At 60.5% G+C, this 26,524-nt stretch carries 24 protein-coding genes, 1 pseudogene and 1 riboswitch; of the genes and pseudogenes, 14 read left to right on the top strand and 11 right to left on the bottom strand.

Annotated features, from left to right (window positions below):
- Window positions 1-19 precede the first annotated feature (19 nt).
- Together AOA60_RS19240 and AOA60_RS33995 are read left to right on the top strand one after the other, a co-directional pair.
- Window positions 20-685 carry a polysaccharide lyase family 7 protein gene (locus AOA60_RS19240; protein WP_099585784.1) on the top strand — a complete coding sequence of 222 codons (666 nt, stop codon included), beginning with the start codon at window positions 20-22 and terminating at the stop codon, window positions 683-685.
- Between the two features lie 230 nt (window positions 686-915).
- A pseudogene (locus AOA60_RS33995) lies at window positions 916-1,029 on the top strand (fructose-bisphosphate aldolase); the annotation flags it as partial.
- 60 nt (window positions 1,030-1,089) lie between these two features.
- On the opposite strand, the gene fba reads toward AOA60_RS33995, so the two are convergent.
- The 6 genes from fba to tkt form a co-directional block, all read right to left on the bottom strand.
- Window positions 1,090-2,154: a class II fructose-bisphosphate aldolase gene (fba, locus tag AOA60_RS19250; RefSeq protein WP_099585785.1), complete on the bottom strand. Its 1,065-nt coding sequence runs from the start codon at window positions 2,152-2,154 to the stop codon at window positions 1,090-1,092.
- Window positions 2,155-2,278: 124 nt separating this feature from the next.
- A complete protein-coding gene (locus tag AOA60_RS19255) occupies window positions 2,279-2,611 on the bottom strand; it encodes an MliC family protein (RefSeq protein ID WP_099585786.1) in 333 nt (110 codons plus the stop codon).
- 60 nt (window positions 2,612-2,671) lie between these two features.
- Window positions 2,672-2,899 carry a hypothetical protein gene (locus AOA60_RS19260; RefSeq protein ID WP_099585787.1) on the bottom strand — a complete coding sequence of 76 codons (228 nt, stop codon included), beginning with the start codon at window positions 2,897-2,899 and terminating at the stop codon, window positions 2,672-2,674.
- A 29-nt stretch (window positions 2,900-2,928) separates the two neighbouring features.
- Window positions 2,929-4,092, bottom strand: coding sequence for a phosphoglycerate kinase (locus tag AOA60_RS19265; protein WP_099585788.1), 1,164 nt, complete (start codon window positions 4,090-4,092; stop codon window positions 2,929-2,931).
- A gap of 17 nt (window positions 4,093-4,109) precedes the next feature.
- On the bottom strand, window positions 4,110-5,168 hold the full coding sequence (epd, locus tag AOA60_RS19270; RefSeq protein ID WP_099585789.1) for an erythrose-4-phosphate dehydrogenase: 1,059 nt from the start codon (window positions 5,166-5,168) through the stop codon (window positions 4,110-4,112).
- Between the two features lie 138 nt (window positions 5,169-5,306).
- Window positions 5,307-7,304 carry a transketolase gene (gene tkt / locus AOA60_RS19275; RefSeq protein ID WP_099585790.1) on the bottom strand — a complete coding sequence of 666 codons (1,998 nt, stop codon included), beginning with the start codon at window positions 7,302-7,304 and terminating at the stop codon, window positions 5,307-5,309.
- Between the two features lie 271 nt (window positions 7,305-7,575).
- Here tkt and AOA60_RS19280 point away from each other — a divergent pair, with 271 nt between their 5' ends.
- The 5 genes from AOA60_RS19280 to AOA60_RS19300 all read left to right on the top strand — a co-directional run bounded on the left by AOA60_RS19280 (window position 7,576) and on the right by AOA60_RS19300 (window position 12,568).
- Window positions 7,576-8,571 (top strand): metalloregulator ArsR/SmtB family transcription factor, encoded by a 996-nt coding sequence (locus AOA60_RS19280; protein WP_099585791.1) that lies wholly within the window; start codon window positions 7,576-7,578, stop codon window positions 8,569-8,571.
- A gap of 18 nt (window positions 8,572-8,589) precedes the next feature.
- Window positions 8,590-9,780: a methionine adenosyltransferase gene (gene metK / locus AOA60_RS19285; RefSeq protein WP_099585792.1), complete on the top strand. Its 1,191-nt coding sequence runs from the start codon at window positions 8,590-8,592 to the stop codon at window positions 9,778-9,780.
- A gap of 215 nt (window positions 9,781-9,995) precedes the next feature.
- Entirely contained in the window at window positions 9,996-10,346 is a 351-nt protein-coding gene (locus AOA60_RS19290) for a hypothetical protein (protein WP_099585793.1), read from the top strand.
- 95 nt (window positions 10,347-10,441) lie between these two features.
- Window positions 10,442-12,106 (top strand): NAD-dependent DNA ligase LigB, encoded by a 1,665-nt coding sequence (ligB, locus tag AOA60_RS19295; RefSeq protein ID WP_099585794.1) that lies wholly within the window; start codon window positions 10,442-10,444, stop codon window positions 12,104-12,106.
- A 66-nt stretch (window positions 12,107-12,172) separates the two neighbouring features.
- Window positions 12,173-12,568, top strand: coding sequence for a DUF1090 domain-containing protein (locus AOA60_RS19300; protein ID WP_099585795.1), 396 nt, complete (start codon window positions 12,173-12,175; stop codon window positions 12,566-12,568).
- Between the two features lie 6 nt (window positions 12,569-12,574).
- On the opposite strand, the gene AOA60_RS19305 is transcribed toward AOA60_RS19300, so the two are convergent.
- Window positions 12,575-13,024: a cytochrome c gene (locus tag AOA60_RS19305; RefSeq protein WP_099585796.1), complete on the bottom strand. Its 450-nt coding sequence runs from the start codon at window positions 13,022-13,024 to the stop codon at window positions 12,575-12,577.
- A 127-nt stretch (window positions 13,025-13,151) separates the two neighbouring features.
- On the opposite strand from AOA60_RS19305, the gene AOA60_RS19310 reads away from it, so the two are divergent.
- A complete protein-coding gene (locus AOA60_RS19310; RefSeq protein WP_099585797.1) occupies window positions 13,152-14,339 on the top strand; it encodes a murein transglycosylase A in 1,188 nt (395 codons plus the stop codon).
- A 53-nt stretch (window positions 14,340-14,392) separates the two neighbouring features.
- Here AOA60_RS19310 and AOA60_RS19315 read toward each other — a convergent pair whose 3' ends face one another.
- Window positions 14,393-14,779: an MAPEG family protein gene (locus AOA60_RS19315; protein ID WP_099585798.1), complete on the bottom strand. Its 387-nt coding sequence runs from the start codon at window positions 14,777-14,779 to the stop codon at window positions 14,393-14,395.
- Window positions 14,780-14,964: 185 nt separating this feature from the next.
- Between AOA60_RS19315 and AOA60_RS19325 the strand changes: the two genes are divergently transcribed.
- Entirely contained in the window at window positions 14,965-16,224 is a 1,260-nt protein-coding gene (locus AOA60_RS19325; RefSeq protein ID WP_099585800.1) for a sodium:proton antiporter, read from the top strand.
- On the opposite strand, the gene AOA60_RS19330 is transcribed toward AOA60_RS19325, so the two are convergent.
- From AOA60_RS19330 to AOA60_RS19340, 3 genes are all read right to left on the bottom strand, one after another.
- Window positions 16,218-17,105 carry a formate/nitrite transporter family protein gene (locus tag AOA60_RS19330; RefSeq protein ID WP_099585801.1) on the bottom strand — a complete coding sequence of 296 codons (888 nt, stop codon included), beginning with the start codon at window positions 17,103-17,105 and terminating at the stop codon, window positions 16,218-16,220. The genes AOA60_RS19325 and AOA60_RS19330 overlap by 7 nt on opposite strands.
- Before the next feature lie 71 nt (window positions 17,106-17,176).
- Window positions 17,177-19,093 carry a patatin-like phospholipase family protein gene (locus AOA60_RS19335; protein ID WP_099585802.1) on the bottom strand — a complete coding sequence of 639 codons (1,917 nt, stop codon included), beginning with the start codon at window positions 19,091-19,093 and terminating at the stop codon, window positions 17,177-17,179.
- Window positions 19,094-19,193: 100 nt separating this feature from the next.
- Window positions 19,194-19,598, bottom strand: a complete 405-nt coding sequence (locus AOA60_RS19340; RefSeq protein WP_099585803.1) for an acyl-CoA thioesterase — start codon at window positions 19,596-19,598, stop codon at window positions 19,194-19,196.
- Window positions 19,599-19,796: 198 nt separating this feature from the next.
- A riboswitch (S-adenosyl-L-homocysteine riboswitch) is annotated at window positions 19,797-19,903 on the top strand.
- Between the two features lie 21 nt (window positions 19,904-19,924).
- On the opposite strand from AOA60_RS19340, the gene ahcY reads away from it, so the two are divergent.
- From ahcY to AOA60_RS19365, 5 genes are all read left to right on the top strand, one after another.
- Window positions 19,925-21,334 carry an adenosylhomocysteinase gene (ahcY, locus tag AOA60_RS19345; protein ID WP_017735703.1) on the top strand — a complete coding sequence of 470 codons (1,410 nt, stop codon included), beginning with the start codon at window positions 19,925-19,927 and terminating at the stop codon, window positions 21,332-21,334.
- Window positions 21,335-21,512: 178 nt separating this feature from the next.
- Window positions 21,513-22,358, top strand: coding sequence for a methylenetetrahydrofolate reductase [NAD(P)H] (metF, locus tag AOA60_RS19350; protein WP_099586237.1), 846 nt, complete (start codon window positions 21,513-21,515; stop codon window positions 22,356-22,358).
- 83 nt (window positions 22,359-22,441) lie between these two features.
- On the top strand, window positions 22,442-23,524 hold the full coding sequence (locus AOA60_RS19355) for a hypothetical protein (RefSeq protein WP_099585804.1): 1,083 nt from the start codon (window positions 22,442-22,444) through the stop codon (window positions 23,522-23,524).
- A 63-nt stretch (window positions 23,525-23,587) separates the two neighbouring features.
- Window positions 23,588-24,379: an ABC transporter substrate-binding protein gene (locus tag AOA60_RS19360; protein ID WP_099585805.1), complete on the top strand. Its 792-nt coding sequence runs from the start codon at window positions 23,588-23,590 to the stop codon at window positions 24,377-24,379.
- A 222-nt stretch (window positions 24,380-24,601) separates the two neighbouring features.
- Complete coding sequence (locus AOA60_RS19365; protein ID WP_099585806.1) at window positions 24,602-26,488, top strand: DEAD/DEAH box helicase; 1,887 nt, start codon at window positions 24,602-24,604, stop codon at window positions 26,486-26,488.
- Window positions 26,489-26,524: the final 36 nt, after the last annotated feature.

The raw sequence follows: 26,524 nt of genomic DNA on the forward strand, positions 1-26,524 counted from the left end.
CCTGTAAAAGGCCAACGCCATGATCGACCTCTCCACGTGGAACCTGAGCATTCCGGTCGGCTCGCCCCCCGCGACTATCGACACGCCAAAGCTGCTCAGCGGCTTCAACGACCAGTATTTCCAGGCCGAAGGCAGCAACGTGCAATTCTGGACCCCCGTCACCGGCACCCGCACCGAAAACGCCATCTACCCGCGCAGTGAATTGCGCGAAACCTACGCCGACGGCCGCCTGCGCAACTGGACCTACCCCGACGCCGACAACTTCCTGCGCGCCACCCTGGCCGTGAACCAGGTGCCCTCCAGCGGCAAGATCGTCATTGGCCAGATCCACGCCTATGACAGCCAAAAACCACTGATCAAGCTCGAATACCAGTTCAAGGAAAAGACCCAGACCGGCAACATCGTCGCCAAAGTGCGCATGCGCCCGGATGAAGATGAAAGCCGCGTAATCATCGTCGCGTCCAATGTGCCGCTGGAGAAAAGCTTCACTTACGTGATCAACCTCAACAAGGCTGGGCTACTCAGCGTGTACGCCGCCGACAGTGAATGGAACGAGCGCATCGGCGCGGCCTGGGCGGCCAAGCCGCTGTATTTCAAGGCGGGCGCGTATGTGCAGGACAACAGTGGGGACAGCAAGGAAGGGGCGAAGGTGACGTTTGCGAAGTTGGATATAGATCACGAGTGAAGTGTCCGGTGGTGCCGAGGACGATTCCTCGGTGAAGCTACCTTGTTAAACACACCGCGATTCCTGTGGGAGCCGGGCTTGCCCGAGATAACGGCATAGTTATGCTTAAAGGCTGACACCTAACTCTGTGGTGAGCGGGCTTGTCCCGCGCTGGGCTGCGAAGCAGCCCCAAAACCTTCACCTCAAGTGATTCTGGCATTCTGCGGTGACCAAGTTGGGGCTGCTGCGCAGCCCAGCGCGACTTGAATAACGTGGCCAATACCGCACGCATTCCGGTGCAGGACGTGAGCGATGTGTTTCGGGTGATTGAACATCGGGGTTTCTATTCAACACCTGCAAGCTGATCAAATCCCAGACAAAAAAAGCCCGCATCGCTGCGGGCTTCTTTGTTAGACGCTTGAGGCTTAGTTCACCTTAGCGTTCAACTCACCTTTCAAATACCGCTGATACATCGCTTCCAACGATACCGGCTTGATCTTCGAAGCATTACCCGCAGTACCAAACGCTTCGTAGCGTGCGATACACACATCACGCATCGCGGTCACGGTGGCGCCGAAGAATTTACGTGGGTCGAATTCGCTCGGGTTGGTGGCCATCAGGCGACGCATTGCGCCGGTGGACGCCAGGCGCAGGTCGGTGTCGATGTTGACCTTGCGCACGCCGTGCTTGATGCCTTCGACGATTTCTTCAACTGGTACGCCGTAGGTTTCTTTGATGTCGCCGCCGTACTGGTTGATGATCGCCAGCCACTCTTGCGGGACCGAGGAAGAACCGTGCATCACCAGGTGGGTGTTGGGGATGCGCTTGTGGATTTCCTTGATACGGTCGATGGCCAGCACGTCGCCGGTAGGCGGCTTGGTGAACTTGTAAGCGCCGTGGCTGGTGCCGATGGCGATGGCCAGGGCGTCGACCTGGGTCTTCTTGACGAAGTCGGCGGCTTCTTCCGGGTCGGTCAGCATCTGGCTGTGATCCAGCACGCCTTCGGCGCCGATGCCGTCTTCTTCGCCGGCCATGCCGGTTTCAAGCGAACCCAGGCAACCCAGCTCGCCTTCAACCGAGACGCCGCAGGCGTGAGCCAGGGCCACGGTTTGTTGGGTCACGCGCACGTTGTATTCGTAGTCGGTCGGGGTCTTGCCGTCTTCGCCGAGGGAGCCGTCCATCATTACCGAGCTGAAGCCCAGTTGGATGGAGCGCTGGCACACGTCAGGGCTGGTGCCGTGGTCCTGGTGCATGCACACCGGGATGTGCGGGAATTCTTCGATGGCTGCCAGGATCAGGTGACGCAGGAACGGGGCGCCGGCGTATTTGCGCGCACCAGCCGACGCCTGGACGATCACTGGGGAGTCGGTCTTGTCAGCGGCTTCCATGATGGCGCGCATCTGCTCAAGGTTGTTGACGTTAAAGGCTGGGACGCCGTAGCCGAACTCGGCTGCGTGGTCCAGCATTTGACGCATGCTGATAAGTGCCATTGTGTTGTCTCTCCCGGTCGAGGGTCGTTAATCGTGCAAGCCTGCCGTAGCGGCGGCTGCTATTCAAGTTATTGCCGGTCAGGTTTTGCATGCCTGGCCTGCTGAATCGTTATTGCTGTCAGGCTTATTGGGCTTTGCAGCCGCGCCCGATCAAATCGTCGGTAGCCACCCAGTAAACCAGGCCTTCCTCACCTTTCGTGTGAAACGCCAATTGGTCGTTGCTGTACAGCACGCCAGAAGCCGCAACATCCTGTTTAAGGCGGTAAACCTGGTCGGAACCACCGAGGCGTACATCCACCTCGGATTTGGCCGCATTGGCAAAGCGCCAGTTGACCTCGGCCTTGCTGTCGCAGGTCCAGGTGGTCCACTTGTCGGCAGGTTCTGCCTTGTTGAACATGTTCATGCTGCTGCAACCGGCCAGTAGGGCCAGGGCTGCCAGGGCGAAAACGCCTTTCATTGCCAATCCTCGCAGCGGCGCCAAAGGCCGCCGATGCTGTCGGTTAGTTGATCAGACCCGTCAAGGGCAACCCTGTTCCTGACCGTTGGGCGCGGAGTCGTATTTCTCCAGCCGCTCATTGCCGATGCGCTTGTTGATCACCGGCATGGTCTCGGCTTGCCAGTCCGCCTGGTAGCAGCTCGTTTTCTGCTGCGATGCCGGCTTTCCAGCCTGCTGCGCCGCGCTTGGCGTGCTGCCGCAGCCGGCCAAAAGGCCCGCTGCGATCACCAGTGCCAACGACTTGATCATGGGAATGCTCCTTTTCCTGATCACGGGCCTTAACCTTTGGCTCGGGTTTCCAGCACTTCAACGGCAGGCAGGACTTTGCCTTCGACGAATTCAAGGAATGCGCCGCCACCGGTAGAAATGTAGGAGATACGGTCAGCCACGCCATATTTATCGATGGCCGCCAGAGTGTCGCCACCGCCGGCAATGGAGAAGGCCGAGCTTTCAGCGATGGCGTTGGCCAGCACTTTGGTGCCGTTGCCGAACTGGTCGAATTCGAACACGCCAACCGGGCCGTTCCACAGGATGGTCTGGGAGGCTTTCAGCAGTTCGGCGAAGTTGGCTGCAGTTTGCGGGCCGATGTCCAGGATCATGTCGTCTTCAGCGACGTCAGCGATGAGTTTGACGGTAGCGGCGGCGCTTTCGGCGAATTCCTTGGCTACCACTACGTCTACTGGCAGCGGCACACTGACTTTGGCAGCGATGGCGCGGGCGGTGTCCAGCAGGTCCGGCTCGTACAGCGACTTGCCCACCGGGTGGCCGGCAGCGGCCAGGAAGGTGTTGGCAATGCCGCCGCCGACGATCAATTGGTTGCAGATCTGGCTCAGGCTGTTGAGCACGTCCAGCTTGGTGGACACCTTGGAGCCCGCCACGATGGCAGCCATCGGCTGGGCCGGTGCGCCGAGGGCTTTGCCCAGTGCATCCAGTTCAGCAGCCAGCAGCGGCCCAGCAGCGGCGACCTTGGCGAACTTGGCCACGCCGTGGGTCGAACCTTCAGCACGGTGGGCGGTACCGAACGCGTCCATTACAAACACGTCGCACAGGGCCGCATATTGCTGGGCCAGTTCGTCGCTGTTCTTTTTCTCGCCTTTGTTGAAGCGCACGTTTTCCAGCAGCACGAGGTCGCCGGGCTTCACGTCAACGCCACCCAGGTAGTCAGTCACCAGTGGCACGTTGCGGCCCAGGGCATTGCTCAGGTAATCGGCTACAGGCTTGAGGCTGTTTTCTTCCGAGAACTCACCTTCGGTCGGACGACCCAGGTGGGAGCAGACGATGACGGCTGCACCTTTTTCCAGGGCCAGCTTGATGGTCGGCAGCGAAGCCCGGATCCGCGCATCGCTGGTGACAACACCGTCTTTGACTGGGACGTTGAGGTCTTCGCGAATCAGTACGCGCTTACCTTGCAGATCGAGGTCGGTCATCTTCAACACGGTCATGGGTCGCAGTTCCTGAGTTACTGTTGTTGAGGTTGTTTAGAGGCGATGTGCAGATAATGTTCCGCAACATCCAGCATACGGTTGGCAAACCCCCATTCGTTGTCGAACCAAGCCAGGATGTTCACCAACCTGGGGCCGGAAACGCGGGTCTGGCTGGCATCGACAATCGCCGAATGCGGGTCATGGTTGAAATCACAACTGGCGTGGGGCAACTCGGTGTAGGCCAGCAAGCCTTTGAGCGGGCCGCGGGTGGCGGCGTCGCGCAGAATCCGGTTGACCTCCACCGCATCGGTGTCGCTGACGGTTTGCAGGGTGATGTCCAGGCAGGACACGTTCACCGTCGGCACCCGTACGGCTTTGGCCTGAATTCGCCCGGCAAGTTCCGGCAGCAGGCGCTCGATGCCGCGGGCCAGACCTGTGGACACCGGAATCACTGACTGGAACGCCGAGCGTGTACGACGCAGGTCTTCATGATGATAGGCGTCGATCACAGGCTGGTCGTTCATCGCCGAGTGGATGGTGGTGATCGACACGTAATCGATGCCGATCGCCTGATCCAGCAGGCGCAACAGCGGCACGCTGCAGTTGGTGGTGCAGGAAGCGTTGGATACCAGCAGCTCATCGCCGGTCAGGCAATCCTGATTGATACCGTAGACGATAGTGGCGTCGACATCCGCCTCGCTGGCCATCGGCTGGGAAAACAGCACACGCGGCGCGCCGGCATCGAGAAAACGCTGGCCGTCGGCGCGGGTGTTATAGACACCGGAACATTCCAGCACCAGGTCGACGCCCAATGCTTTCCAGTCGATGCCTTCGGGGGTGGCACTGCGCAAGACCTGCACGCAGTTGCCATTAATATGCAGACAATCGTCTTCAACCCGCACTTCACCAGGGAAGCGGCCGTGAGTGGAGTCAAAGCGTGTCAGGTATTCGATGCTGGCCATGTCGGCCAAATCGTTGATCGCGACAATTTCAAACCCGGCAGCCGCCCCTCGCTCGAACAGAGCACGCAAGACGCAACGACCAATGCGGCCGTAGCCGTTGAGTGCAACTTTGTAGGGACGCGGTTGGGGCATGGGGTTCTCGATCAAGGTTAGTTCGGTGTCGAATGTTCTGACGCCATCGCGGGCAAGCCCGCTCCCACATTAGACCGCGATCCAAATGTGGGAGCGGGCTTGCCCGCGATAGCGCCAGTACAGACAACGCAGACTGACTTAGTCTTCCAGCAGCTCTTCAGCCTGACCCAGGATGTTTTCCAGGGTGAAACCGAATTCTTCGAACAAGGCTGGCGCCGGCGCCGACTCACCGTAGGTGGTCATGCCGATGACGCGGCCTTCCAGGCCCACGTACTTGTACCAGTAGTCGGCGTGAGCCGCTTCGATGGCAATACGCGCGCTGACCTGCAACGGCAGGACCGATTGCTTGTAGCCAGCATCCTGGGCTTCGAACACGCTGGTGCACGGCATGGACACAACGCGCACGTTACGGCCCTGGGCAGTCAGCTTGTCGTAGGCCTGAACGGTCAGGCCGACTTCGGAACCGGTGGAGATCAGGATCAGCTCCGGCTCGCCGATGCAGTCCTTGAGCACGTAGCCGCCACGCGCGATGTCGGCGATCTGTGCGTCGGTACGCACTTGGTGTTGCAGGTTCTGACGCGAGAAGATCAGCGCCGACGGGCCGTCCTTACGCTCGATGGCGTGCTTCCAGGCCACAGCGGATTCCACCGCGTCGGCTGGACGCCAGCAATCCAGGTTCGGCGTGGTACGCAGGCTGGTCAGTTGCTCGACCGGCTGGTGCGTCGGGCCGTCTTCGCCCAAGCCAATGGAGTCGTGGGTGTAGACATGGATCACACGCTTCTTCATCAGCGCGGCCATACGTACTGCGTTACGTGCGTATTCCATGAACATCAGGAAGGTCGCGCCGTACGGCACCAGGCCGCCGTGCAGGGACACGCCGTTCATGATGGCGCTCATGCCGAACTCGCGCACGCCGTAGTACATGTAGTTACCGCTGGCGTCTTCGGCCGAGACACCTTTGCAACCTTTCCACAGGGTCAGGTTGGAACCGGCCAGGTCGGCCGAACCGCCAAGGAACTCAGGCAGCAGCGGGCCGAAGGCATTCAGGGTGTTCTGGCTAGCTTTACGGCTGGCAATGGTCTCGCCCTTGGCCGCGACTTCGGCGATGTAGGCCGAGGCTTTTTCCGAGAAGTCGGCAGGCAGGTCACCGGCGAGGCGGCGTACCAGCTCATTGGCCAGCTCTGGGAATTCGGCGGAGTAGGCAGCAAAACGCTGGTCCCACTCGGCTTCGGTCGCCAGGCCTTTTTCCTTGGCGCTCCACTCGGCGTAGATGTCAGCCGGGATTTCGAACGGGCCGTGGTTCCACTTCAGCGCTTCACGGGTCAGGGCGATTTCCGCGTCACCCAGTGGGGCGCCGTGGCAGTCTTCCTTGCCTTGCTTGTTCGGCGAACCGAAACCGATAGTGGTCTTGCAGCAGATCAGGGTTGGTTGCGCGCTCTTGCGAGCGGTGTCGATGGCGGTCTTGATTTCTTCAGGATCGTGGCCGTCGACGTTGCGGATCACCTGCCAGTTGTAGGCTTCGAAACGCTTTGGCGTGTCATCGGTGAACCAGCCTTCGACTTCGCCGTCGATGGAAATGCCGTTGTCATCGTAGAAGGCGATCAGCTTGCCCAGGCCCAGGGTACCGGCCAGGGAAGCGACTTCGTGGGAAATGCCTTCCATCATGCAGCCATCACCCAGGAACACGTAGGTGTGGTGATCAACGATGTCGTGGCCAGGACGGTTGAACTGCGCGCCCAGAACTTTTTCAGCCAGCGCGAAGCCAACAGCGTTGGCCAGGCCTTGGCCCAGGGGACCGGTGGTGGTCTCGACGCCTGGGGTGTAGCCGAATTCCGGGTGGCCCGGTGTGCGGCTGTGCAGCTGGCGGAAGCTCTTGAGGTCATCAATGGTGACGTCGTAGCCGGTCAGGTGCAGCAGCGAGTAGATCAGCATCGAGCCGTGGCCGTTGGACAGCACGAAGCGGTCACGGTCGGCGAACGACGGGTTGCTCGGGTTGTGTTTCAGGTAGTCACGCCAAAGTACCTCGGCGATATCCGCCATGCCCATCGGGGCACCGGGATGGCCGCTGTTGGCTTTTTGCACGGCATCCATGCTGAGGGCACGAATGGCGTTGGCACGCTCACGACGGCTGGGCATCGCTGTTCTCCTGAGGATTTGAATAAAGAGTGAATAAAAAGAAACGCAAAAAAGGACCGGCATTTTCCCTCAGCCACCGCCTGCGGGCAATGACAGATAGTCACTTGAGGCTGTTTTTCCTGTGCGTTGCCGGCAATCGCCTGCAGAAATCGGCAACTTGTTCGTCTAACGGTTATAGCGGCGGCTTATAACCGCCACTTATCGATCAATATCAAAACTTTTTGATATTGGCCTTGCGAGGATATGCACCCGTCACTAGACTGCTGGCCTTATGAACCTACCCGTGCCCTCACTGCGTCCCGACGACGGCGATGAACTGGCAGCCTTGTGCAAGGCCGCTGGGGACCCGTTGCGCCTGAACGTCTTGCGTGCGCTGACCAACGACTCCTTCGGCGTACTGGAACTGGCGCAGATCTTCGCCATCGGCCAGTCCGGCATGAGCCACCATTTGAAGGTGCTGTCCCAGGCCGACCTGGTAGCCACGCGCCGCGAAGGCAATGCAATTTTTTACCGCCGCGCCCTGCCCCACACCGACCTGCTCGGCGGCAAGCTGCACGCCGCCCTGCTCGAAGAAGTGGACAACCTGAGCCTGCCAACCGACGTACAGTCGCGCATCGGCCAGGTCCACGGGCAACGCGCAGCGGCGAGTCAGGATTTTTTCGCACGGGTGGCCGAGAAGTTTCGTGCGCAGCAAGACCTGATCGCCGGCCTGCCGCAGTACCGCGACAGCGTGCTGGCGCTATTGGACAAGCTGAGCTTCAGTGATGAGGCGACGGCATTGGAAGTCGGGCCTGGAGATGGCGGTTTTCTGCCGGAGTTGGCGCGCCGCTTTCATCAGGTGACCGCGCTGGACAACAGCCCGGCGATGCTCGAACTGGCGCGACAGCTGTGCGAGCGTGAATCGCTGGGCAATGTGACCCTGCAACTGGCTGACGCCTTGAGCGGCACGCTGATCAAGGCCGACTGCGTGGTGCTGAACATGGTCTTGCACCATTTCGCCGCTCCCGCCGACGCATTAAAGCAAATGGCCGGGTTGCTGCACCCCGGCGGTAGCCTGTTGGTTACGGATTTATGCAGCCACAACCAGAATTGGGCCAGGGAGGCCTGCGGTGATCTCTGGTTGGGTTTTGAACAGGACGATCTGGCCCGTTGGGCCACCGCTGCGGGGCTCGTTCCCGGGGAAAGCCTCTATGTAGGCTTACGTAATGGTTTCCAGATCCAGGTTCGCCATTTTCAGCGACCGGCTGGCGACACTCACCATCGGTAATATCAGGAAAACATCGAGATGAGCGAATACTCCCTTTTCACCTCCGAGTCCGTGTCTGAAGGGCATCCGGACAAAATCGCCGACCAGATTTCTGATGCGGTGCTGGACGCCATCATTGCTGAAGACAAGTTCGCCCGCGTGGCGTGCGAGACTCTGGTGAAAACCGGTGTAGCGATCATCGCCGGCGAAGTGACCACCACCGCCTGGGTTGACCTGGAGCAGATCGTCCGTGACGTGATCACCGAGATCGGCTACACCAGCTCCGACGTCGGCTTCGACGGCGCGACCTGCGGTGTGATGAACATCATCGGCAAGCAGTCCCCGGACATCAACCAAGGTGTCGACCGTGCCAAGCCAGAAGACCAGGGTGCCGGTGACCAAGGCCTGATGTTCGGCTACGCCAGCAACGAAACTGAAGTGCTGATGCCAGCACCGATCACCTTCTCGCACCAGCTTGTGCAACGTCAGGCCGACGCGCGTAAATCCGGCCTGCTGCCTTGGCTGCGCCCGGACGCCAAGTCCCAGGTGACCTGCCGCTACGAAGGCGGCAAGGTGGTGGGTATCGACGCTGTCGTGCTGTCGACCCAGCACAACCCTGACGTGTCCTACGCCGACCTGCGTGAAGGCGTGATGGAGCTGATCGTCAAGCACGTACTGCCGGCCGAACTGCTGAGCAAAGACACCCAGTTCCACATCAACCCGACTGGCCAGTTCATCATCGGTGGCCCGGTGGGCGACTGCGGCCTGACCGGTCGCAAGATCATCGTCGACAGCTACGGCGGCATGGCGCGTCACGGCGGCGGCGCGTTCTCCGGTAAAGATCCGTCCAAGGTTGACCGTTCGGCCGCCTACGCCGGTCGTTACGTGGCCAAGAACATCGTTGCGGCTGGCCTGGCCGAGCGCTGCGAAATTCAGGTGTCCTACGCCATTGGTGTGGCCCAGCCTACGTCGATCTCGCTGAATACCTTCGGCACCGGCAAGATCAGCGACGACAAGATCGTCAAGTTGGTGCGTGAGATCTTCGACCTGCGCCCGTACGCGATCACCACCATGCTCGACCTGCTGCACCCGATGTACCAGGAAACCGCAGCCTACGGCCACTTCGGTCGTACCCCTGCGCAAAAGACTGTCGGCGACGACACCTTCACCACGTTCACCTGGGAAAAAACCGACCGCGCCAACGACCTGCGCACCGCCGCCGGCCTGTAAGCACGCGCTGCACCCAAAAGCCCTGCCGGGTTCGCCCGGCGGGGCTTTTTATGGCCTGCGCGACCCCTTTCACATTTTTTGGATCCAAACCTTGCAGGCCCAATGACGGCCCTCTAGAATCCGCGCCCTCTCGGGCCCTCTAACCTTATCTGGATATTGACCTGCGCCAGCCCGGGATAGACACGTGCACAGGCAATCGAACATTGAGGTTTTTCATGCGCATCTCCACGCTCGCCCCTGCTGCCCTTCTGCTCAGCCTGTTCGCCCTGCCGGCCCACGCCGCTGACCTGAGCGCACTGAGTGGCGCCCTGACCTCCCAGCTGGGCGGCGGCAACTCCGGCGACTGCCAAAAACAAGCCGCAGACCTGCAAACCAAGATCGATGCGGCCGAAGCCAGCAAAGACACCTTGAAAGTGAAGGCCTTCAAAGCGGCGCAAGACCAGATCAACAAAGGTTGTGACAAACTTTCGGAAGCCCAGGCCAAAGCCGACGCCAAGCAGCAAACCCAAGAGGCCAAGGCTGATAAGCCGGATGCCGTGAAAGCCTTGGGCGGTCTGTTCAAGTAAGTAGAAACACCCGGTAAAAAGCCCCGCACTGTCGGGGCTTTTTTGTGGCCGTGAGGTTCATTTAGGCTGGGCACCCTTTCCGAGCAAGGATGCTCATGATGCGTTTATTGGTTGCCCTGTTACTCAGCACGTTCCCCTTATTGGCATCGGCCGAAGACTGCCCCGACGAGGCCAGGACACAGGTCGACACCCTGGCCGAACAGGTCCGCCTGTGGGATGACAGCTACCACCGCCTCGGCCAATCCCCCGTCCATGATGAGCTCTACGACCAAGCACGCCAGCGCCTGACCCATTGGCGCCAGTGCGTCACTCCAACCCCCTCGAAACCTGATAACCCACTGGCTAGCGCTCGGGGCACCTTGCCACATCCGGTCGTGCATACCGGCCTGGAAAAACTCCTGGATGAACAGGCCGTCGGCGCCTGGCTGGACACCCGACACGACGTGTGGATCCAACCCAAGGTCGACGGCGTTGCAGTGACGCTGGTGTACCGTCAGGGCCGCTTGAAGCAGGTGATCAGCCGCGGCGATGGCACTCTCGGCCAGGACTGGTCAGCCTCCGCCCGCAGGATCCCCGGCATTGTCCAGCAACTGCCGGAGCCCATCGATGTGGTGCTGCAAGGCGAGCTGTATTGGCGCCTCGACGACCACGTGCAATCAGCCCTGGGCGGGCTCAATGCCCGCAGCAAGGTGGCCGGCCTGATGAACCGCCGACAGCTGAGTAACGCCGACGCCGCCGGTATCGGCCTGTTTGTCTGGGCCTGGCCGGACGGCCCGGCCGTTTTTACCGAACGCCTGGCCATCCTGGCACACTGGGGTTTCACCGACAGCCAGCGCTATAGCCAACCCGCCCGGACAATCACCGAAGCCGCGCACTGGCGCACCTATTGGTACAACCACACACTGCCCTTCGCCAGCGACGGGGTGGTACTGCATCAGGCATCACAGGTGCCCGCCAAGCGCTGGCAAGTCAGCGCACCCTACTGGGCTGTCGCCTGGAAGTACCCCGCTTCCAGGGCGTTGGCCCTGGTCCGCAAGGTGCAGTTCAAGATCGGCCGCACGGGGCGCATAACGCCGATTCTGGAACTGGAGCCAGTGCGGCTGGACGACCGACAGATCAGCCGGGTCAGCGCCGGCTCGCTGAAACGCTGGCAGGCGCTGGATATTCGCCCTGGCGACCAGGTGTCCATCAGCCTGGCAGGCCAAGTGATCCCGCGACTGGACCAGGTGATCCTGCGCAATACCAAACGGATCGACCTTCCTGTCCCCGTCCCGCAGGACTTTCACGCCCTGAGTTGCTGGCAACTGGACCCAGGCTGCGAAGAACAGCTGCTCGCACGCCTGACCTGGCTGAGCGGCAACCAGGGCCTGGCGTTGCCGCACATGGGTCGCGAGACATGGAACATATTGATCCAGGCCGGTCTAATCGCAGGCTTTCTCGATTGGTTAACCCTGGATACGACAGAGCTTGCTAACATTGATGGCTTGGGTGAGCGCAGCCGCGCACGACTGCTCGACAGCCTTCACAGCGCTCGGCAACGACCCTTTGCACAATGGCTCAAAGCCTTGGGTGTGCCGCCTGCGGCCCGCAGCAATCTGGAGGGCAACTGGCAGACGCTGGTCGCCAGAGATACCCAGGCCTGGTTGGCCATCGATGGCATAGGTCCGGGGCGTGCAGCGCAACTGAGCGCTTTTTTCCGCGATCCACAAGTACTGGCTTTGGCTGAAACATTACGCGTGGCAGGAATAGACGGGTTTTAAACCCCGCCCAGCCACCCTTAAACCACCGCAGAATTCACCCTGCACTTTGCGACCCTGGAGCTCCACATGAAATTCCTCGCCCCTTTTGCCCTGCTGACCGTCGCAAGCTTCATGGCCACGCCACTGCTGGCCGCTGAAGAAGCCCCCCAACTCACCGGCTGCGCCGCCAAGCGCCAAGCCATCAGCACCCAGATCGAACAAGCCAAGGCCCACGGCAACAGCGCCCAACAGGCCGGCCTGGAAAAAGCCTTGAGCGAAGTCACCGCCAACTGCACCGACGCCTCGTTGAGAAAGGAGCGGGAAAACAAAGTGCTCGACGCCAAGCACGAGGTCAGCCGCCGTCAGGCCGACCTCGACAAGGCGATGAAAAAAGGCGACTCGGAGAAGATCAACAAACGTAAGGACAAACTCGCCGAGTCCCGCAAGGAACTGCAGGACGCCGTGGAAGAACTCGACCAGTAAAACCGGTCAGTGGTCACGAAACTGTTTATGGCAGGCACTGCAGGCGTCTTCGACTTTCTGTACGGCAGGCGAAAGGTTACTGGCCTTGTAGGGCTGCACCTGGCTGGCGATCACCAACTCGCCGGTGGCCGCTTCCAGGTCGCGAGCCAATTGCTGGAATTGCGCCTGTTTTTGCCACACGTCATCCTTGGCGCTGGTGTGATCTTGCTCGCGCACGCTCGGAAAATGCTTCCATGGTTCATGGGACAACGCATCGAGCTTGACCGCGCCTTCGGCGAATTTCGCGCCGTCGAACGGAATGCGTCCACGCAACATGCCGCCCAGGTCTTCACCGGTCTTGAGCATCTGCTTGAAGATCGCCTTGCGCTGGCCAAGGGGCGAATTCGGATCGACGCCACCGCAGGCAGACACTGCCAGGCAGGCCAACAGTACAACCGTCATTTTTTTAAAAGTCATGGTGGCTCAGGGTCACGGGAAACGGCGGCCAGTATCCTCGCCCCGCCCGCAAAGACCAATAGCCCTATTAATAACAAGGGTTGCCCAAGGCGCCAAGGCGCGGGCAATCGTTTCAGGAAATACGTGTATGAGTCTCATGTTGAAACCCTGGAGCCGCCGTCTGGCGTGGGCTCTGCCGATGATTGCGCTGCTGGCCGGCTGCGACGCAGGCAAGGACACCGGTAAAGACACAGCTAAAGATGAAGCAGCCAAACCCCATGCCGTTGCCACTTACGTCAGCGCCCCCTGGGAAGCGCTGCCGACGGTATCCGACAGCGACCTGCTGGCCGGCTTTGAATCCTGGCGCAGCGCTTGCCAACGCCTCAAGGCCGACCCGGTATGGGGCGCGACCTGCGCGGCGGCAGCCAGCGTGCCGGGCAATGCCGTAGCGGTGCGCGGTTTTCTCAAGGAGCGCCTGGATGTGTTCGGGCTGCGCTCGGCTGATAACACCCCAAACGGCTTGATCACCGGCTACTACGAACCGGTCTACCCCGGCAGCCTGACCAAGACCGCCGCCGCCCATGTGCCGGTGTATGGCGTGCCGGATGACCTGATCATCGTCAACCTGGAAAGCATCTACCCGGAACTCAAGGGCAAGCGTCTGCGCGGTCGCCTGGAAGGCCGCGTGCTAAAGCCTTATGACGATGCCAGCGCCATCAACGGCCAAGGCTCCAGCGCCAAGCCGATTGCCTGGTTGACCCAGCCGATGGACCTGCAATTCCTGCAGATTCAGGGCTCGGGGCGCATTCAACTCAAAGACGGGCGTCAACTGCGCGTCGGTTACGGCGACCAGAACGGCTACCCCTACCGCCCTATCGGCCGCTGGCTGGTGGAGCAAGGCGAGCTGAAGAAAGAAGACGTGACCATGGGCGCCATCAGTGCCTGGGCCAAGGCGCACCCGGAGCGAATCCCGGAGTTGCTGGCGAGCAACCCCAGCTACGTATTCTTCAGCGCCCGCCCCGACAGCAACGAAGGCCCACGCGGTTCGCTGAATGTGCCGTTGACCGCCGGCTACAGCGTGGCGGTGGATCGCAAGGTGATTCCGCTGGGCAGTTTGTTGTGGTTGTCGACCACCAAGCCTGACGGCACGCCGTTGGCACGTCCGGTTGCGGCACAGGATACGGGTGGTGCAATCACCGGCGAAGTGCGTGCGGACTTGTTCTGGGGCACCGGCGATGCGGCAGGTGAACTGGCCGGGAATATGAAGCAGCAAGGGCAAATCTGGATGCTGTGGCCCAAGGGCGCAGCGTTGCCACAGGTTCCGGAGACCCTCTAAGTCAAATGTGGGAGGGGGCAAGCCCCTTCCCACAAGTGGACCTGCGTCACAGGTCAGATCGAGACAAAGAAGAAACTCGCAATCAACGCCATGCCCACAGACCACACCACCGAGCGCAGTATCGCCCAGTCGGCCAGATAGCAAATGATGTACAGCAGGCGGCTGGTGATAAACAGCACGGCCAACACATTGATGGTCACCAGCTCGGCCGTACCGGCCAAATGCGCGATAATCACCGCCGCCGCAAATGCCGGGGTGACTTCAAAGCCGTTGAGTTGCGCACTGTGGGCACGCTTGGCAACCCCTTGCAGGGTGTCCAGAAAAGCACGCGGGTCGTGGTTCTGCCGAGGCCCGAACTTGCCCTGGCTGAACTTGGCCACACCCGTACACAGGTAAGGCAGAAAAATTGCGATCAACACACACCAGAAAGCGACCGTCATCACTCATTCCTTTTGTCGTTTTAAACAGCGATTAGAGTTTTAGCACTAAACATACCAAACCGCACTTACCCGCTAAGAGCCGCCTCGCACCAAAAGGTTCTATCGTGCGCGGTGCAACCTCATGCAGTTGCTGCGGTCCATCCCCCCACTCATCACTGATCTTCCCCCCCCTCCAAGGACCCCGGATGCTTGAACTTGTCGCCGCCTTCATTTGCCTCACCACCCTGCTCACCTACGTGAACTTCCGCTTTATCGGCCTGCCGCCCACCATCGGCGTCATGGTCACGGCCCTGCTGTTTTCCCTGATCCTGCAAGGCCTGAGCGTGCTCGGCTACCCCGGCCTGGAGGAACGCATCCAGCAACTGATAGGCCAGATCGACTTCGGCGACCTGCTGATGAACTGGATGCTGTCGTTCCTGCTGTTCGCCGGTGCCTTGCATGTCAACCTCAGCGACCTGCGCAGCTACCGCTGGCCCATCGGCCTGCTGGCGACCTTCGGCGTGCTGATTGCCACGGTAGTGATCGGCAGCCTGGCGTACTACATCTTTGCCCTGTTCGGCTGGCACGTGAGTTTCCTCTACTGCTTGCTGTTCGGCGCGCTGATCTCACCCACCGACCCGATTGCGGTGTTGGGTGTGCTGCGTACTGCCAATGCGTCGAAACCGCTTAAAACCACCATCGTCGGCGAGTCACTGTTCAACGACGGCACAGCGGTGGTGGTCTTTACCGTCCTGCTGGGCATCGCGCAATTGGGCGAGACGCCTACCGTGGGCGCCACAGCCATGCTGTTCGTCCACGAAGCCGTTGGTGGCGTGGTGTTCGGCGGGCTCATCGGCTACCTGGTGTACCTGATGATCAAGAGCATCGAACAGCACCAGATCGAAGTCATGCTGACCCTCGCCCTGGTGATCGGCGGCTCGGCCATGGCCACCGAGCTGCACGTCTCTGCACCGATTGCGATGGTGGTGGCCGGGCTGATCATCGGCAACCTGGGGCGCAAGCTGGCGATGAACGACATGACCCGGCGCTACCTGGATGGTTTCTGGGAGTTGCTCGACGACATGCTCAACGCCTTGCTGTTTGCACTGATCGGCATGGAACTGCTGCTGTTGCCGTTCAATTGGCTGCACGTATTTGCGGCCAGTTTGCTGGCAGTGGCGATCCTGCTTTCGCGCTTGCTGACCGTAGCCCCGGCGATCCTGCTGCTGCGCCGCTGGCGCGCGGTGCCGCGCGGGACCATCCGCATCCTGACCTGGGGCGGCTTGCGCGGCGGGGTTTCGGTGGCATTGGCGTTGGCCCTGCCACTGGGCCCGGAGCGCGACTTGCTGCTGAGCATCACCTACATCGTGGTGCTGTCCTCGATCCTGTTGCAGGGGTTGAGCATCGGCAAGCTGGTCAAGCGCGTGACCCGGGACGAGCCCCAGGCCACGCCTGACGCTCACTGATCCTGGTAGATACGCTGCGGATGCCTTGGGTCCGCAGCCTTCTTGCCCGGCAGGCTGCCTTCGCTGCGAATCTGCGCATGGCTGATCAAGGCAAAGATAAAGCTGCCCCCGATGATGTTGCCGGCCAGTGTCGGGCCGGCAAACACCAGCCAGAAATCCTTCCACGGCAGCTCGCCGGCAAACACCAGATAAGACACTTCTGCCGAACCCACCACGATATGGGTGAAATCCCCCAGCGCCATCAGGTAGGTGATCAGGATGATGATCCACATCTTGGCGCTTTCCATCGAAGGAATCATCCACACCATGGTGGCGATCATCCAGCCGGAGATGATGCCCTTGGCGAACATCTGACCGGGGTCGTTTTCCATGATCTTGCGCCCGATCTCCAGGAAGGCCATGTCGGTCTTGGTATCGAAGATCGGCAGGTGCAGCATCACATAGGCCACCAACAGGGTGCCGCAGAGGTTGCCGACCAGCACTACTGACCACAGCCGAAGCAGACGCCCGGCATTGGCCAGAGTTGGCTTGCTCATGACCGGCAGCACGGCGGTAAGAGTGTTTTCAGTGAACAGTTGCTGGCGCGCAAGAATCACCGCCAGAAAGCCCGCACAGTAGCCGAAGCTGGCAATCACCTTGAATGCTTCACCCTCGGGCAGGCGTGAATTGAGCAGCCCCATGGCCATCAGCGACAGGCCCATGGTCAACCCGGCGGCCAATGCCGACCACCACAAGGCGGCCACGTTGCGCTCCAGTTCCTGGTCACCCTGGGTGCGGATGATTTCATGCAGCACCGCTGCACGGGGTGGCTGGTTATCGTCCACATCCTGCTGCTCTTCCTGCGAAAGGTTGGGAGTTTTGCCGTCTTCGTGTTTGGCCATGATGGTCCAGAGTCCAAGGGGTGCCTGTAGCTACGACACGCCCCAGCGATGGCTGTTCAGTGGCCAGGTCACTAAACCGGAATACGCCAGGCCCTGGCCTGTTCCACCGTCGTGGAATTGACCGGCTTACCCCAGGGTTTATTGCGTGCTCCGTAATTTTGAACAATGCCGTCAAGCACGCGGTTGAATGCTGCCGGCGTGGTCGCTTTGGCCAAGTCACGCGCCGCCGCTTGCAACAACTCGACATTGGCATCTGGCTGGCCCGGGCGGTACTGCGATGGGTAAATGACCTCACGGGTGAAGTTCTCAGCCCTCACCGCGAGATCACGCCTCTGCATTTCGGCGACAGCACTGGTCATGACCTTGGAGATTGGCGTTTTAACCAATGCCTGCATGGCGCCCATCTGCAAAAGCTGCTGGAAGTTACGCTGCCCACCGGCATTAAGGCGCTGCCCCAGCCACTCGACTTGTTCGGGCTGACGAGCAAGTGCGTCCAGGTTACGTAGCGCCGATGCCAACTTCGGCGTGAGCGCAAGCGCTCCTGCAGATTGATTGTCATCCGTAATCGCACCGTCCAGCACCCCCAACGCCTCGTAAGCATCCTCGCGAAACTTCAGTACGGCTCCGGCAGCCGGATCATTCTCCAAGTGACCCTGAACACGGGTGATGTGTTCATCATCCATCGCCAACAGCGCGCTTTCCAATGAGGCGAACGGATGATGCTCACGTGTTGTGTCACGCCTTTCCAGATGGGCCGCTACCGCTTGACGCGCCAGCGCCTGCAGATAATTTTTCTGTTCAGGGGTCATGGTGAAGTTGACGGTGCCATTGAGCAGGCCGCGGAAGTCACCTTTTGTGGTGTTCAGCGGCAACGTCACGGTCTGATCAGCGAGTGTTTTGAGCCGATCATCTTGATAAGCCTCGGCCGCCGTGTGCGGAGTATCGGTAAAGGTGTCGACCAGATGACTGAAAAAACCACCGCTTTTTTGCGGCGTTGCAGGCTTTTCGGATTCGAATTGGACGATCAGCGGCTCGTCTCTGTTCCAGATGCTCTCTGGCAACGAACGGTCAATGACATTGGGAGCAGGGGTATTGAGGAGCAGCCCACCATCGCGAAAGGCCGTAACTTCTGAACCCTCCTGAAATCCGTGGCCCTGCTCGACCGGGCTCTTGAACAGCATCGGCAACGAACCCGAAATATGGGCAGCGCGGGCGATGTCCATGTCCGGGGTCAGATTGGCGTTGAACACCACCAACTGCGGGCGACCGTCGAACATAGCTGTGCCGGTGATATTGAGTTGCTTGATTGCAGGGATAACGCGATTCAACACCTCAAGATCGCGAAAGGTGGGCGCCCCTCCGGCACTGAGCCGGTCGGCAATCTTCATGAGTTCTGCTGGCCGGGTGGCCCTGGGAGTGTCGGCGATATGGGCGAGAATTGATTTGCGCGACTCATTGCGCATCATCTCTACCAATAGGGGTGCCTCGCTTTGCAGGCGCGGCATCATGGTCAATAAGAGCTGGGAAATATTACCAACCGGACCAGGCAGTCGCTTGGCGAGCTTGCCAAGGGTCGAACTTGCATCTTGCAACCAGGCTGTTACCGGGTCTTGGCTGTTGAGCAAACCGGGCAGGTCGATACGATCCAGCAGGCTATCGAACGCCTTGCCGCCTATTCCGCTGGCAAGCAATACGCCAGAAATCGCCCCCGCGGATGAGCCGGACACCACCTTGATACCCTGCATTTTCCCGACATCTTCAAGCGCCTGCGTCATCCCGGAAAAGGCCACACCTTTGGCACCGCCACCGCTGAGCACCAGGTGTCCAGGCGCAGGCGGTGACAAAACCACCTCCACTGCGCCACTACTGTCGCGATAGAGGCTCAACTTACGGGGCCCTAGACCCTCGACCAACGAGGTGCTAGTGCTTGGGTCCAAAGGACAAGGCAACGGCGGCTGAACCTGATGAACGGAACCGGACACTTTCATACGCAAGCCTCTCACTGCAGGGTGTGAGACTGAGTGATGAGCACGCTACTAAAAGATCCACGCAGAATGATCCGGTAATTAAAATCCAACCGCTGCCGTGTTATTCACGAAGGCTGTCATCCTGGAACTGGTCTTTCACGTATTTGATCTCTGTACGGCCGTGAGGGGCCGGCAGGCCGTCTTCGCCGAGGTTGACGAAGACCATTTTTTCCACGGTGAGGATGCTTTTGCGGGTGATCTTGTTGCGCACTTCACAGGTCAGCGTGATGGAGGTGCGGCCGAACTCGGTGGCGGTGATACCCAACTCGATAATGTCGCCCTGGCGCGACGCGCTGACGAAGTTGATTTCGGAAATGTATTTGGTCACCACCCGCTGGTTGCCCAGTTGGACGATGGCGTAGATAGCTGCTTCTTCGTCGATCCAGCGCAGCAGGCTACCGCCGAACAGGGTGCCGTTGGGGTTGAGGTCTTCGGGTTTTACCCATTTGCGGGTGTGGAAGTTCATGGTCACTCCAAAGCGTCTTGCCGAATGATGGGCAACATCATGGCAGAGCCCAGGCCCAAGCTCTATGAGCCATTGCCTATCAAGCCCATGAACGATCTTCATGCCGCCGACAGAAAGGCTTGGGAAGTCTGGCGCACACGGCTATAATCGCACCCGTTTCAAAACGGTCATTTTCAATTGATACCGTTCTCCCGCCACCTGTCCGAGGGGCGCTGCAGCAGGTTCAACCTGTCAGGCTCGGATGGGGCGTTGTCCGGCCTGATTCCCCTGGCCTGATACTAAACGCACAACGGCGCCCATTCGCACACTACGAATGGAGGCTCTTCATGAGCGCTGTCAACACGCCTGCAGATTTCACCGACTACAAAGTCGCCGACATGTCCCTCGCCGCCTGGGGCCGTCGCGAAACCTTTATCGCCGAATCCGAGATGCCAGCCCTGATGGGCCTGCGTCGCAAGTATGCCGGCGAGCAACCGCTCAAGGGCGCGAAGATTCTCGGCTGTATCCACATGACCATTCAGACTGCCGTACTGATCGAAACCCTGGTTGCCCTGGGTGCCGAAGTGCGTTGGTCGTCCTGCAACATCTTCTCGACTCAAGACCAGGCCGCCGCTGCGATCGCTGCTGCCGGTATCGCGGTTTACGCCTGGAAAGGCGAAACCGAAGAAGAGTACGAGTGGTGCCTGGAGCAAACCATCCTCAAAGATGGCGCGCCTTGGGATGCCAACATGATCCTCGACGACGGCGGCGACCTGACCGAGTTGCTGCACAAGAAATACCCGGCGATCCTGGACCGCGTCCACGGCGTCACCGAAGAAACCACCACTGGCGTACACCGCCTGCTGGACATGCTGGCCAAGGGCGAGCTGAAAATCCCGGCCATCAACGTCAATGACTCGGTGACCAAGAGCAAGAACGACAACAAGTACGGCTGCCGTCACAGCCTGAACGACGCCATCAAGCGCGGCACCGACCACCTGCTGTCGGGCAAGCAAGCCCTGGTGATCGGCTACGGTGACGTGGGCAAGGGTTCGTCCCAGTCCCTGCGTCAGGAAGGCATGATCGTCAAGGTCTCCGAAGTTGACCCGATCTGCGCCATGCAAGCCTGCATGGACGGTTTCGAAGTGGTTTCGCCGTTCATCGACGGCCAGAACGACGGCACCGAAGCGAGCATCGACAAGGCCCTGCTGGGCAAGATCGACCTGATCGTGACCACCACCGGCAACGTGAATGTTTGCGACGCAAACATGCTCAAAGCCCTGAAGAAGCGCGCCGTAGTCTGCAATATCGGCCACTTTGACAATGAAATCGACACCGCTTTCATGCGCAAGAACTGGGCATGGGAAGAAGTGAAGCCACAGGTGCACAAGGTTCACCGTACCGGTGCTGGCGATTTCGACCCGCAGAACGACGACTACCTGATCCTGCTGGCTGAAGGCCGTCTGGTTAACCTGGGTAACGCCACTGGCCACCCAAGCCGCATCATGGATGGCTCGTTCGCCAACCAGGTACTGGCCCAGATCTTCCTGTTCGGCCAGAAATACGCCGACCTGTCGCCTGCCCAGAAAGCAGAGCGCCTGACCGTGGAAGTACTGCCGAAGAAACTCGACGAAGAAGTGGCCCTGGAAATGGTCCGCGGCTTCGGCGGCGTAGTGACTCAACTGACCAAGACTCAGGCCGACTACATCGGTGTGACCGTTGAAGGTCCGTTCAAGCCGCACGCTTACCGCTACTGATATGCCTGCTGCCTGCTCTCCTAGTGGGGGCGGGCTTCTAATGTGGGAGGGGGCTTGCCCCCGATGGCGGTGGGTCAGTCGATATATTTACTAACTGACACTACGCTATCGGGGGCAAGCCCCCTCCCACATCGACGGTGTGCATATTGCGCAATTATGAGCTTCCAAGGGTATGACCATGTCCCAAGACCGTCGCTACAGCTTCGAGTTCTTCCCGACCAAGACCGATGCTGGGCATGAAAAACTGATGGCGACTGCCAAGCAGTTGGCCAGCTACAACCCTGACTTCTTCTCCTGCACCTACGGCGCCGGCGGCTCGACACGTGATCGCACGATCAACACCGTGTTGCAGCTCGAAAGCGAAGTCAAAGTTCCCGCCGCTCCGCACTTGTCGTGCGTGGGCGACAGCAAGGACGACCTGCGCGGCCTGCTGACCCAATACAAGGCTGCCGGCATCCAGCGCATTGTCGCCCTGCGTGGCGACCTGCCCTCCGGCATGGGCATGGCCAGCGGTGAGCTGCGCTACGCCAATGACCTGGTGAGCTTCATCCGCGAAGAAAGCGGCGATCACTTCCATATCGAAGTGGCGGCTTACCCGGAGATGCATCCTCAAGCGCGCAATTTCGAAGACGATCTGCAAAACTTCGTGCGCAAGGCCAACGCTGGCGCCAATAGCGCGATCACCCAGTACTTCTTCAACGCCGACAGCTACTTCTACTTCGTCGAGCGTGTACGGGCGATGGGTGTGAACATCCCAATCGTGCCGGGCATCATGCCGATCACCAACTACAGCAAGCTGGCGCGTTTCTCCGACGCCTGCGGTGCCGAGATTCCACGCTGGGTGCGCAAGCAACTGGAAGCCTACGGCGACGACGTCAAGAGCATCCAGGCGTTCGGTGAGCAGGTCATCAGCGAAATGTGTGAGCGTTTGTTACAAGGTGGCGCACCAGGGTTGCACTTCTATACCCTGAACCAGGCTGAGCCGAGCCTTGCTATCTGGAACAACCTTAAACTGCCACGCTAGGCCAGTTTAATAGCAGTACCCGGCCCTCGTTATCACGGGGGCTTTTTTTGCCTGTATATCCTCGGAAAGGAAACCAGCAGTAAATGAATACAGCGTCCCCGACTCCCCGCCCGCAGCTGATTTACCTGGTATTCGGCGCCGAGACCTACCATCAGGAAGCCGTATTCAGTATCGCCAGTGCCCTTTCTCACCTGGGCGGCCCCCAGGACATGCCGTTGGATATCCAGGTCTTCAGCGACAATCCGGCGCCCTACCGTGGCCTGCCGGTGCAGGTCCATGTATTGGACGACGCGACGCGCCAGCGCTGGAGCGAGCCCCACGGCTACCACTTCCGCACCAAACATGTGCTGTTGCGCCAGGTGCTGCAAACGGCTGAACGGGCGCTGCTGATCGACACCGACACGTTTTTCCACGATTCGCCCATGGCGCTGTTCGAACGCGTCGCACCTGGCGCCGTGTTGTGCAATGCCTTCCACGCCAAGTACGGCGATAACCACGAAAGCGTGCTGTATGAAGCCCTGGCCAAACACTTGGCCGACAAAGGCCTGGCCGACGACGAAATGTGGCTGCTCAACTCTGGCGTCATGGGCCTGACCCGGCAAGACGCGCACATTCTGGATCGCTCGATCGAGCTGATGGACGAACTGTTCCCCATGGCCCGCGGCGCCTACACCCTGGAAGAGTTCTGCCTGTCGGTGGCCGCGTACCGCACACTCGACGTCCGCCAGTGCCCCGACCTCATCCATCACTACTGGAGCCGCAAGCAGTTGTTCCGGGCCAAGGTCAAGGCGTGGGTGACCAAGCACGCCGCCGACCCGCTCTGCGCCCAGGCCCTGGCCGATACACGCAAGGTCTCCGCGCACCTGCCCCGTCCGCCACGCCTGCAACGCTTGATGTACAAGCTGATCACCCTGGCGCTGCCCAAGCGCAAGCAGCAGTTCATCCGCGAGATTCTCTACGGCTGCTACGAGCACGAAAATGAATTCGACCAAGCCTGTGGCCCGGTTTGGTGGGACAAGGCGCTGCAGAACCAGGAAGAACGCCAGAAATCCCCCGTCGACGCGCACCAACTCGAACATTGGTTCGCCAACCCTGTGGTGCGGCTGATTCTCGGCGAGCGACGTGCAGCCATCTACGAACACCTGATGACCTCGCCCACAAAATAGCAGCGCCCGCAGAAGCTTGCGCCAGAGCTTCTCTTTAGCTCACGGGCGTCGTAACCTCAGGGTATGCCCGTCATTCTGAAGCTGTTGACCGCTGCATTTTTTACTTGCCTGAGCCTGGCCGCTTACGGCGAGAAATTGCGTATTGTCACCGAGCCGTGGGCGCCTTATGTCTATGAGGAACACGGCGCCATGCACGGGCTGGACTACGAAACCACGGTGATCGTATTCCAGCGCCTGGGGGTCGAGGTGCAATGGCAGTTCCTGCCCTGGAAGCGCTGCCTGGCCATGCTTGATCAAGGTCATGCTGACGGTGCGCTGGATATTTTCCACAGCCACGACCGCGACGCGCTGTTGCTGTACCCCAGCGAACCCCTGTCGCAGGTGGAGTTCGTAATGTTCTACGCCAACGAACGTCCGCATCCGATCCAAAGCCTTGACGAGCTGCGCGGCCTCACGGTCGGCACGTCGCCAGGCTACCTGTACGGTTCGCCCTTTATCGACTCCACCGAATTCAACCGCGAGCCGGCCCCCAGCCATGAAGCCAACTTCGGCAAATTGCTGCTGGGGCGCATCGACCTGTTGATCACCGACCGCCGGGTGGGCCAGCACGTGATCAAGGCACTGGGCCTGGAAAACAAAGTCAGCCAGGCCCCCGTGGTGGTCAGCCGCCAGCAACAATACCTCGCCGTACGCCGTGGCGCGGGCATGGACCTGTTGGTGCAACGTTTTGCCGCCGAGCTCAAACGCTTCAAACAGGAGCCGGCCTACACGCAATTGAGCGTCAAATATGGTGGAATCCAAGCGTTTACAGCGTTCGGACACGCCGTTGAGCAGCAGGAAAGCGGCGCGCCGTGATTGCTCTGTTATACTCCGGCTTTCCCGCCAGGCTTACGCCCGGCCGCTGAGGTCTTGAAAAAGGCACCCAACCCCGCTACTGCGCAGCTTTGAAGCCCGCGCGAGCCGGTGGAGTGCCCGCCAGACGCAGCAGGACCGGACGGGATTGCGCTCCCCTAAGCGCCATTCACGCCCGGCAAGATTATCCCTTTGGGCCAAGCCCTAACTAAAACAGGATTACTCATGTCCTTTGCTTCCCTCGGTCTCTCCGAGGCTTTAGTCCGCGCCATCGAGGCAGCGGGCTATACCGAGCCTACTCCGGTGCAACAGCGGGCCATTCCCGCCGTGTTGCAAGGTCGCGACCTGATGGTTGCGGCTCAGACAGGTACTGGTAAAACCGGCGGCTTCGCCCTCCCGATTCTGGAGCGGTTGTTTCCCAATGGTCACCCGGACAAATCCCAGCGTCACGGCCCGCGCCAACCGCGCGTACTGGTCCTGACCCCTACCCGCGAACTCGCCGCCCAGGTGCACGACAGCTTCAAGCTGTATGCCCGCGACTTGAAGTTCGTCAGCGCCTGCATCTTCGGCGGCGTCGGCATGAACCCACAAGTTCAGGCCATGTCCCGTGGTGTTGACGTGCTGGTGGCATGCCCTGGTCGCTTGCTCGACCTGTGCGGCCAAGGCAGCGTCGACTTGTCCCACGTGGAAATCCTCGTGCTGGACGAAGCCGACCGCATGCTCGACATGGGTTTTGTCCATGACGTGAAAAAAGTCCTCGCCCGCCTGCCGGCCAAACGTCAGAACCTGCTGTTCTCGGCAACGTTCTCCCAGGACATCACCGCCCTGGCCGGCAAGCTGCTGCACAACCCGGAACGCATCGAAGTCACGCCACCGAACACCACGGTCGAGCGTATCGAGCAACGCGTGTTCCGCCTGGCCGCCAGCCACAAGCGCTCGCTGCTGGCCCACCTGATCACCCACGGCGCGTGGGAACAGGTGCTGGTGTTCACCCGTACCAAGCACGGTGCCAACCGTCTGGCTGAATACCTGGACAAGCACGGCCTCACCGCCGTCGCCATCCACGGTAACAAGAGCCAGAACGCGCGCACCAAGGCCCTGGCTGACTTCAAGGCCGGCAGCGTACGTATCCTGGTAGCAACCGATATCGCCGCACGCGGCCTGGATATCGACCAGTTGCCACACGTGGTCAACTTCGAGCTGCCAAACGTCGACGAAGACTACGTACACCGTATCGGCCGTACTGGCCGTGCCGGTCGTTCGGGCGAGGCCATTTCCCTGGTCGCACCGGACGAAGAAAAGCTGCTGAAAAGCATCGAGCGCATGACCAAGCAGAAAATCGCCGACGGCGACCTGATGGGCTTCGATGCCAGCGCCGTAGAGGCCGAGAAGCCTGAAGTGCGCGAACGTCCGGACGTGCGTAACCCACGCAACCCACGCGGTCCGAAGGGCGATGGCCCGAACGGCGGCGGTGGCGGCGGTGGTCGTCGTGACAAAGGCAAAGACAAAGGCGGCAAGGAAAAAGCGCCCGCCAACGGCCGTGGCGAACGCCCTGCCCGCGAGCAGAAACCCCGTGAAGGGACCCCGGCCCGCGAACAGCGTCAGCCAAGCCAGCCGCCCCGTGCTACCGCCGACCGTGCCCCGGACGAGTTCCTCGACGACGACGTGGATAACTTCGGTAACCGCGTTGACTACGTACCCCAGGCCAAACCGGCCCAAGGCCGTGGTCGTCGTCCAGGTGCGCCAGCACAGGGCGCAGGCACGGGCGCACCCCGTGGCGGCCAGCCACAGGGCGCTCGCCAAAACGGTCCGCGCAACAGCAGCGGCGGCACCACCGGCACTCCACCTGCCAAGCGCAGCGGCCCGCGTAGCGGTGCACCGCGTGACGGCCAGGCCCGCCGTGAAGACTCGCGCAGCAACAACCGCCGACCGGCCCGTGACGACCAACCTCGTTCGTCCGAGCCAGCCGTGCAAAACCCGCGCGGTGGCCCGGCGCCGAAGATCATCCACAAGGAGTCGAAAGCTGACCGCTTCCCGACACCTGAGCAGTTGGATCAACTGCCAGGCCGCCCTCGTGGTGAAAAACCAGCGCTGCTGACCCGCAACCGCTGAGTTTTAAAGCCCCATAAAAAATGCCCCGCCTCTTTC

The organism is Pseudomonas sp. 2822-17, assembly GCF_002742485.1.
Classification (GTDB): Bacteria; Pseudomonadota; Gammaproteobacteria; order Pseudomonadales; family Pseudomonadaceae; genus Aquipseudomonas; species Aquipseudomonas cyclaminis.

Excerpts from the sequence above, each read along its gene's own strand:
- AOA60_RS19240 (WP_099585784.1), top strand. The coding sequence starts at position 20 with ATGATCGACCTCTCCACGTGGAACCTGAGCATTCCGGTCGGCTCGCCC.
- fba (WP_099585785.1), bottom strand. The coding sequence starts at position 2,154 with ATGGCACTTATCAGCATGCGTCAAATGCTGGACCACGCAGCCGAGTTC.
- AOA60_RS19255 (WP_099585786.1), bottom strand. The coding sequence starts at position 2,611 with ATGAAAGGCGTTTTCGCCCTGGCAGCCCTGGCCCTACTGGCCGGTTGC.
- AOA60_RS19260 (WP_099585787.1), bottom strand. The coding sequence starts at position 2,899 with ATGATCAAGTCGTTGGCACTGGTGATCGCAGCGGGCCTTTTGGCCGGC.
- AOA60_RS19265 (WP_099585788.1), bottom strand. The coding sequence starts at position 4,092 with ATGACCGTGTTGAAGATGACCGACCTCGATCTGCAAGGTAAGCGCGTA.
- epd (WP_099585789.1), bottom strand. The coding sequence starts at position 5,168 with ATGCCCCAACCGCGTCCCTACAAAGTTGCACTCAACGGCTACGGCCGC.
- tkt (WP_099585790.1), bottom strand. The coding sequence starts at position 7,304 with ATGCCCAGCCGTCGTGAGCGTGCCAACGCCATTCGTGCCCTCAGCATG.
- AOA60_RS19280 (WP_099585791.1), top strand. The coding sequence starts at position 7,576 with ATGAACCTACCCGTGCCCTCACTGCGTCCCGACGACGGCGATGAACTG.
- metK (WP_099585792.1), top strand. The coding sequence starts at position 8,590 with ATGAGCGAATACTCCCTTTTCACCTCCGAGTCCGTGTCTGAAGGGCAT.
- AOA60_RS19290 (WP_099585793.1), top strand. The coding sequence starts at position 9,996 with ATGCGCATCTCCACGCTCGCCCCTGCTGCCCTTCTGCTCAGCCTGTTC.
- ligB (WP_099585794.1), top strand. The coding sequence starts at position 10,442 with ATGATGCGTTTATTGGTTGCCCTGTTACTCAGCACGTTCCCCTTATTG.
- AOA60_RS19300 (WP_099585795.1), top strand. The coding sequence starts at position 12,173 with ATGAAATTCCTCGCCCCTTTTGCCCTGCTGACCGTCGCAAGCTTCATG.
- AOA60_RS19305 (WP_099585796.1), bottom strand. The coding sequence starts at position 13,024 with ATGACTTTTAAAAAAATGACGGTTGTACTGTTGGCCTGCCTGGCAGTG.
- AOA60_RS19310 (WP_099585797.1), top strand. The coding sequence starts at position 13,152 with ATGAGTCTCATGTTGAAACCCTGGAGCCGCCGTCTGGCGTGGGCTCTG.
- AOA60_RS19315 (WP_099585798.1), bottom strand. The coding sequence starts at position 14,779 with ATGACGGTCGCTTTCTGGTGTGTGTTGATCGCAATTTTTCTGCCTTAC.
- AOA60_RS19325 (WP_099585800.1), top strand. The coding sequence starts at position 14,965 with ATGCTTGAACTTGTCGCCGCCTTCATTTGCCTCACCACCCTGCTCACC.
- AOA60_RS19330 (WP_099585801.1), bottom strand. The coding sequence starts at position 17,105 with ATGGCCAAACACGAAGACGGCAAAACTCCCAACCTTTCGCAGGAAGAG.
- AOA60_RS19335 (WP_099585802.1), bottom strand. The coding sequence starts at position 19,093 with ATGAAAGTGTCCGGTTCCGTTCATCAGGTTCAGCCGCCGTTGCCTTGT.
- AOA60_RS19340 (WP_099585803.1), bottom strand. The coding sequence starts at position 19,598 with ATGAACTTCCACACCCGCAAATGGGTAAAACCCGAAGACCTCAACCCC.
- ahcY (WP_017735703.1), top strand. The coding sequence starts at position 19,925 with ATGAGCGCTGTCAACACGCCTGCAGATTTCACCGACTACAAAGTCGCC.
- metF (WP_099586237.1), top strand. The coding sequence starts at position 21,513 with ATGTCCCAAGACCGTCGCTACAGCTTCGAGTTCTTCCCGACCAAGACC.
- AOA60_RS19355 (WP_099585804.1), top strand. The coding sequence starts at position 22,442 with ATGAATACAGCGTCCCCGACTCCCCGCCCGCAGCTGATTTACCTGGTA.
- AOA60_RS19360 (WP_099585805.1), top strand. The coding sequence starts at position 23,588 with ATGCCCGTCATTCTGAAGCTGTTGACCGCTGCATTTTTTACTTGCCTG.
- AOA60_RS19365 (WP_099585806.1), top strand. The coding sequence starts at position 24,602 with ATGTCCTTTGCTTCCCTCGGTCTCTCCGAGGCTTTAGTCCGCGCCATC.